This window comes from Paenibacillus sp. J45TS6 (assembly GCF_018403285.1).
In the GTDB taxonomy this organism is placed as follows: Bacteria; Bacillota; Bacilli; order Paenibacillales; family Paenibacillaceae; genus Paenibacillus.
This window is the reverse complement of record NZ_BOSJ01000037.1, coordinates 1-6,634: the sequence shown is the minus strand read 5'-3', so window position 1 is coordinate 6,634 and position 6,634 is coordinate 1. Positions and strand designations below refer to the sequence as shown.

Here is a 6,634-nt window from a genome sequence, read left to right as displayed (position 1 = left end):
CCTACGTGTTACTCACCCGTCCGCCGCTAAGTCTCAAAGAAGCAAGCTTCTCATTGACTCCGCTCGACTTGCATGTATTAGGCACGCCGCCAGCGTTCGTCCTGAGCCAGGATCAAACTCTCCAATATAGATTTTTCGAGTCAAATACTTCTTGAATTACTTCAAGAAAATATCTAACCTTCAGTACATCGTTGAGAGCGATAAGCTCATTTAGAAAATGCTGACGAGAACTTAAAAGTTCTCTATTTCATTTGTTATGACCAACAAATGAAACTTGTATTAATTCACTCACGAGTTTTACTTACGTAAAACTCCTCGTTGTTCAGTTTTCAAAGATCAATCTTCACGGCGTTTTCCGACCGGATTTATAATCTATCATATTTCAAAAACATATTCAACTGGTAATAAAAACCATTAATCACAATGAATTGAATATCTTAATTACTGCATCAGATACACATTGTAATTGTCTTGTCTCTTTCTTAAGAGAACATAAGTAATATATCATAATGAACAGTGTTTTTCTAATTGTAAATTATCCCATATGAATATAGTTAATTTATATCTATTAAAACAGAATTCTTAGCTGGTATGAAGCAATAATAACTAAGTTTGTTATTAGATATAAAGTTCCCCTTCTTTCTATGCATGAAAATTAATACTCAACTCTCCATCTGTACACTTATTAGAGGATATCATTAATTGATAATTTAGAACCTCAGTTCAAATATCAAAGTGATTGAAGATGCACATATCTACATAGTAAAAAACTCCTGATCAAATTATCATCTTCAAATACAAACAGTTCTTTTATTCATTAGATCGCAGCCCTCAGGAAACGACAATTAAGTAGTTTTTCCTATACTAGATATTTTCATGAGAAAAATCACTTTATCAAATAACCAAAGGCATTCAATTTTTAATGTCAGAAACCTCGATTAGTGACTCCTCTATGAAAAACAAAAAGCGCAGGACCATCCCGCGCTTACTACACTAAGAATATCATTATAGATCTAATCTCTACGTATTAGTTTGGCTTGTTTTCTTACTATTATATTTAAACGATAAATCCAATCCCCTTGGCTACTGATCTAATCAAACATAATTACATGGTCCTACTCCATTTCATTATTTTATAGCTTGACTGAAGGGAAGCCAGTCATCGCTATCGGATAGAATGTGATTCACCGTATACTCAGATGCTTCCTCCTCAGTCAGCATCGTAGCCCAGAAGACCCGCCCAGTTTTACTCCCAGCTCCCGGACCAGTACTATTAAATTCAGCAAACAATGCGGTAGATTCTGCATCCGTTTTGTTCCAGTTATGCCAGCCCTCCTGTTTCACATGAGCACCCATCCAGCAGTTCAGGAAACACACTTTGGCATGATTTCGCCACGGCCTGCCGAGGTATACCGATTGCGGAGGAGCATTACTCTCCAGCGTACAATCCATGAATACATAACCATAACGGACACCTTCCGGTGTAGAGGCCGCTGTAATCCAGCCATTCACCTCGTTCTCTACTGCTGCAATATTAGATAAACGATTCTTGGCAAAGATTTCACAGCCCTTAAATACAGCCGTAGCCGAGCCAAAAATAAAATCAACATCACCTTCAATATAACAATCCTCATAATACTGACGCAGTTTTCGGCGTTCTGCGCCATCGCGCGGTCCCCCGAAAAAGCTCCGATCAATGGGCTGCGGCGGGAGCGGTCCGGTAAAAATTGTATCTTGATGCCCGATAAAGCGGCAACTTCGGAAGGCTGCACGGTCCCCATCCACGTATATGGCAAGGGCCTGCCCAACATCCTTGCCGGGACCAGCAGAATTCACGAAGGAAAGTCCCTCTGCTGTGAAATCATCTTCTCCAATGAAAGCCGTATATGAATGGAAAGTATGATACATCTCCCCGTCAGGGAACTCCTTCAACGCATAATCGTCATAAGTAATAACCGTTTGTTCAGCCCCCTCACCGATTAGATGGATCTTAGGCTTTTCAATATGAAGCTTCTCATAGTAAACACCTTGCTTAATCCGGATCTCCGACTCATCACTAGCATTGTCCGGCACCGCGTTAATCGCAGCCTGTATGGTAGAAAAATCACCACTTCCATCCTGAGCGACAGTATAGTGACGAGATGGACAGCCTTTTGACGCCTGCTTTTTCTTAGCTTCTTCCTCACTTTTATTCAGACCAGATGCGCTTTTGTGTATCTGCATATCTCACCTCTTCTTAGAGTCGCTATTAATCAAACAGCTCTCCCCGGTATACTGCCGTTCAATTACGGTGACTTAGCTGCGGTTGGATTACGATCGGATAATCCACCTCTTCTTCACGGATCAACGATACGATTAGTTCTGCGGCCTGAATAGCCAGTTTAGACACCATTCGTACAATGGAGAGCACAATTTTTTTTATAAAAAAAGCTGTCATCACTCGCTAACACACTGAGTGGGACAGCTTTTGTATTCCAACCTTTACTCTAGATGTTGTATTCTCCGCTTTTAATCTGCCTTTACTTCACTTTGCTGACCTTCATAATAATGCGCGATCTCTACAATTAAAGCACCCATTCGTTCTTTTTCGGGCACGATAATCCGGCTTACTCCTTTATCCTGGAGTGCTTCAGCCGTTACTTTGCCGACAGCGGCAGCCAGTACATCCTGTTCAAAGACGGATTTCAACTCTTCTTCACGTCCATGTTCTCTCGCGTAATCAAATAAATATCCGACTTGAACTCTTGTCGTGAAACAAACGGCATCCACTTCTCGCTGAATCAGTTCATTCATAAGCGTTGCAAGCGTCTCCTGCTCAGGAGCATGATAACGATAAGGCAGTACGGCCTGAACATCCATGCTGCCCTTGCTTTGGATAAACTGATATAACTGCGAAGACAACTCGCCATGAAGCTGAATCCATACCTTTTGATTGGTAAATTCAAACACTTCAAGCTTTTCGATCATACTAGCAATCGTTCCATCGTCATCACAGACGACCGGATGAATACCGGATTTCTTTAAATAGGCGTTTGTTTTGTAACCGCGGCAGGCAATTTTGGTTTCTTTCAATCTCTCTTCAAATTCAGATACGGCGTTAAGTCTCTCTGCAGCCTGAATCATGGCTTCAAATCCAATACCTGTCGTGAAAATAAACCAATCTGCCCCCTGCTGGATAAAACGCTTTACATCCTCTTCCACTTCAATCGGATCAGAATCCGTTAATCCCTGAAGTGATCGGACAAGGGGGACTCCACCTCTTCGTTCAATAATTTCAGCCATTTCTTCCGTCTTTTGCGACCCGGCAATGACAATTTTTTTGTTCTGAAGATCTTTACTCATGGAACAACCCTCCCTCATTCATAAGTAATCCAACTCGTACCTCGTTACCGAGAACATGAACCGGATAGGTCCGAACCTGACCCGTATCAGGATCTAGCACCTGACCATCCGTCAGCGAAATTTTCCAGTCACAGATCGGGTCGAACAGGACCTCCCCAGATATAATTCCTTCTGCAATCGTGCCTCCGCGCGGCCCAGGGCTTTTATTCTCAAGTGCATAGATTTGTCCGTCCGTTGTCTTAAATACCGCAATTTCTTCCTTGCCCAAGCGCACAACCCGTCCCAATCTCTCCGTGAAATCATCGACATTGCCAACCAGGTAAAACGTATATTCGTCTCTATTCAATATCGGTTCCATCTTGCAGCCCCTTCCTATTTCTAGTCCTGTTTCGTGGAGACACTAATCTCTTCAAACATCCGTTCCCTTAAATTTGAATTATTCAGAATTTCACTCCAAGGTTCCTTCACCTGCGCCAGGGCGACCTCCATTCGCTCCGCCAAAGCCCGGCGGTTATCCAGATCACCAACTACAGCTTCGGTGACGGAGTCAAGTCCTATCCGTTCGATCCAATCTGAGGTCCGCTCCAAGTATTTGCCTGTCTCCCGGTAGTACTGCATGAAAGCGGAGACAATCTCCAGAAGTTCTTCATCTGTACGTACCTTGCACAGCAGTTCTGCAAGTCGGGCTTTAATCCCGCCATTACCGCCAACATAAATTTCCCAAGCCCCCTCATTGCCGACGATCCCAATATCCTTGGTTGATGACTCTGCGCAGTTACGAGGACAGCCGTTTACAGCAAGCTTGAATTTGGCTGGCATATCTAACCGCTCGAATTTCTTCTCGAGCAATATTCCCATTCCCATCGAATCTTTCGTGCCAAAACGGCAGAACTGCGATCCCACACAGGTCTTGACCGTGCGCAGCGCCTTTGCATACGCATAACCGGACGGCATGCCAAGGTCCTTCCAGATCTTCGGCAGGTCCTCCTTTTTGACCCCAAGCAGGTCAAGCCGCTGACCACCGGTTACCTTAACCAGCTTAACGTTGTATTTCACCGCAATATCCGCAATAAGTCTGAGATCATCTGGTGTGGTTACCCCGCCATACATCCGCGGCACAACGCCAAATGTTCCGTCCTTCTGGATGTTCGCATGCATACGTTCATTCACGAAACGTGAATCCTTCTCGTCCACATGCTCAGCCGGCCAGATCATACCTAGATAGTAGTTCAGCGCAGGTCGACATTTGGAGCAGCCCTCCGGATTATCCCATTCCAGCGCATACCTTACTTCTTTAGATGTGATCAGCCCCTTTTCTTTAATGGCCGTCACAACTTCATCTCTGCTCAGTTTGGTACAGGAACAGATTGCTTCCTGTTTCGCCGCCGCTGAATCATATTTATCCCCGAGCACATATTGAAGAATCTGCTCTACGACAGGCCTGCAGCCTCCACAAGAACGCGATGCACTTGTTGCCACCTTGATCTCTTCCACCGTGGTTAATCCTTTTTCGTTAATGGCATCCACAATGTGTTTCTTCGTCACACCATTACAACCGCATACGATTTCCTCATCCGCCAGCTCTGCGGCCGTATTCTCGGTTTCGACCGAGGCTTGCCCCACAATCGCATTATGAATGGCTTCTGTCATCACGGTGCCTGTTCGAATCCATTGCTGCAGTCTGGAGGATTCCTTTCCGTCACCAACCAGAACACCGCCGACGATCCGTCCGCCGCGCAGCAGCACTTTTTTGTAAATACGTAGCCAGTCATCATGCATCCGCACAATAGACAGCCCTTCTGCATCCATAAACTCACCAGCGGAGAACACGTCTACGCCAGATATTTTCAGCTGAGTAGATACCACAGATCCTTCATACGGCTTCGTATCCACTCCGCACAGATACTTCGCAAGAACAGCCCCCTGCTCAAACAGCGGAGCTACGAGCCCATATGTAGTGCCCCGATGCTCGTTACACTCCCCTACCGCATATACATCCGGTGCTGAAGTACGCATATAATCATCCACAAGAATACCGCGATTAACCGTAATGCCGCTTTCCTTGGCTAATGCAATGTTTGGCCTGATTCCCACCGCCATAACTACGAATTCCGCATCCAGCGTCGTTCCGTCGGAAAAACGAAGACCGCTGACCCGGTCATCACCCAGAAACTCCTCGGTCTGTTTGCCGGTAGCAAATTTCAAGCCCTGGCTTTCCAGCTCTGCCTGAAGCATCAGTGAAGCGGTATGATCAAGCTGGCGTTCCATTATCTCCTCAAACAGATGGACTACTGTCACATCCATCCCCAGTTTAAGCAGCCCCTTGGCTGCCTCCAAGCCGAGCAAGCCCCCGCCAATAACAGCAGCCTTCTTGTACTGATCTGCTGCATGCAGCAGATTCTGGCAATCTGCGATGTCTCTGAAACCTACAATTCCTTCTTTATCCGCTCCTGGAACCGGAAGCATAAACGGGTTGGAACCGGTTGCAATAATGAGCGCGTCATATGGAACCTCTATACCATTGTCTGCCTTCACGATTTTTTGTTCCGTATCAATATGCGTTACAGTCGTTCCCGTATACAGCTCTATTTCGTTCTCTAAATACCAATCCCAGTCGTTCAGAATGATGTCTTCTACTGCTTTACTCTTCTCTAGCACGTACGATAATTGAATACGATTGTAGTTGGGATAAGGCTCGCTCCCAAATACGGTGATCCTGTAGGTGCTGGGCGCCAGTTTTAATATCTGTTCCACCGTGTTGATCCCAGCCATCCCGTTGCCAATTAAGACTAGATGCCGACGTTCTTGTACTTTCACCATGCAGAAACCTCCTCAATATATATTCCTATCCATGCAAAGAGAACTTGTAACCTACTAAACATCATACGTATAATCGAACCATTTTTAGCAGATTTTCTCTATTTCCATCATAAGAAAAGAAAGTTATAAAAGAAACCCTTTTACTTTAAATTCAACTAAATGATTCATATTATGGTAACTCGATGTCTCTCCTCCAGCTTTCGCATGGAAAAAGCAGCTTCGGTTAGTCCGAAGCTGCTTTAACTGATTAATTATCTTGTTCTACCCGTTCAAATAGCTTCCTCTTCCTCGGAATGTTAATGTTATAGTCTCTTTTATTCTTTTAATTAATAAGTTAGTTTTTTTATATGACGGATTGTCAATCCAAGTGCGACACTTCATACTCAAAAGATTCGTGGGCTGTTTTCCATCCTAAACATTTTCTTGGTCTGTTGTTAATGAGATGGAGGGCATGTTCCAATTCTTCATCACA

Annotated in this window: 5 protein-coding genes, 1 rRNA gene and 1 pseudogene; all 7 read right to left on the bottom strand. The window is 44.5% G+C overall.

Going from position 1 to position 6,634, the window contains the following annotated elements:
- Positions 1-128, bottom strand: a 16S ribosomal RNA gene (locus KJS58_RS24515); the annotation flags it as partial.
- 1,000 nt (positions 129-1,128) lie between these two features.
- A complete protein-coding gene (locus KJS58_RS24510; protein WP_213536304.1) occupies positions 1,129-2,223 on the bottom strand; it encodes a pectinesterase family protein in 1,095 nt (364 codons plus the stop codon).
- Between the two features lie 58 nt (positions 2,224-2,281).
- Entirely contained in the window at positions 2,282-2,440 is a 159-nt protein-coding gene (locus tag KJS58_RS24505) for a hypothetical protein (RefSeq protein WP_213536302.1), read from the bottom strand.
- A gap of 68 nt (positions 2,441-2,508) precedes the next feature.
- Entirely contained in the window at positions 2,509-3,342 is an 834-nt protein-coding gene (locus KJS58_RS24500) for a uroporphyrinogen-III synthase (protein ID WP_213536300.1), read from the bottom strand.
- On the bottom strand, positions 3,335-3,700 hold the full coding sequence (locus KJS58_RS24495; RefSeq protein ID WP_213536298.1) for a nitrite reductase (NAD(P)H) small subunit: 366 nt from the start codon (positions 3,698-3,700) through the stop codon (positions 3,335-3,337). Before KJS58_RS24495 ends, KJS58_RS24500 begins: the two co-directional genes overlap by 8 nt.
- Positions 3,701-3,720: 20 nt before the next feature.
- The gene (gene nirB, locus KJS58_RS24490; protein WP_213536297.1) at positions 3,721-6,162 is read right to left on the bottom strand and encodes a nitrite reductase large subunit NirB; all 2,442 of its coding nucleotides are present in this window, start codon (positions 6,160-6,162) and stop codon (positions 3,721-3,723) included.
- Between the two features lie 358 nt (positions 6,163-6,520).
- A pseudogene (locus tag KJS58_RS24485) lies at positions 6,521-6,634 on the bottom strand (IS30 family transposase); the annotation flags it as partial.

Coding starts and splice junctions, on each gene's coding strand:
- KJS58_RS24510 (WP_213536304.1), bottom strand. CDS start 2,223: ATGCAGATACACAAAAGCGCATCTGGTCTGAATAAAAGTGAGGAAGAA.
- KJS58_RS24500 (WP_213536300.1), bottom strand. CDS start 3,342: ATGAGTAAAGATCTTCAGAACAAAAAAATTGTCATTGCCGGGTCGCAA.
- KJS58_RS24495 (WP_213536298.1), bottom strand. CDS start 3,700: ATGGAACCGATATTGAATAGAGACGAATATACGTTTTACCTGGTTGGC.
- nirB (WP_213536297.1), bottom strand. CDS start 6,162: ATGGTGAAAGTACAAGAACGTCGGCATCTAGTCTTAATTGGCAACGGG.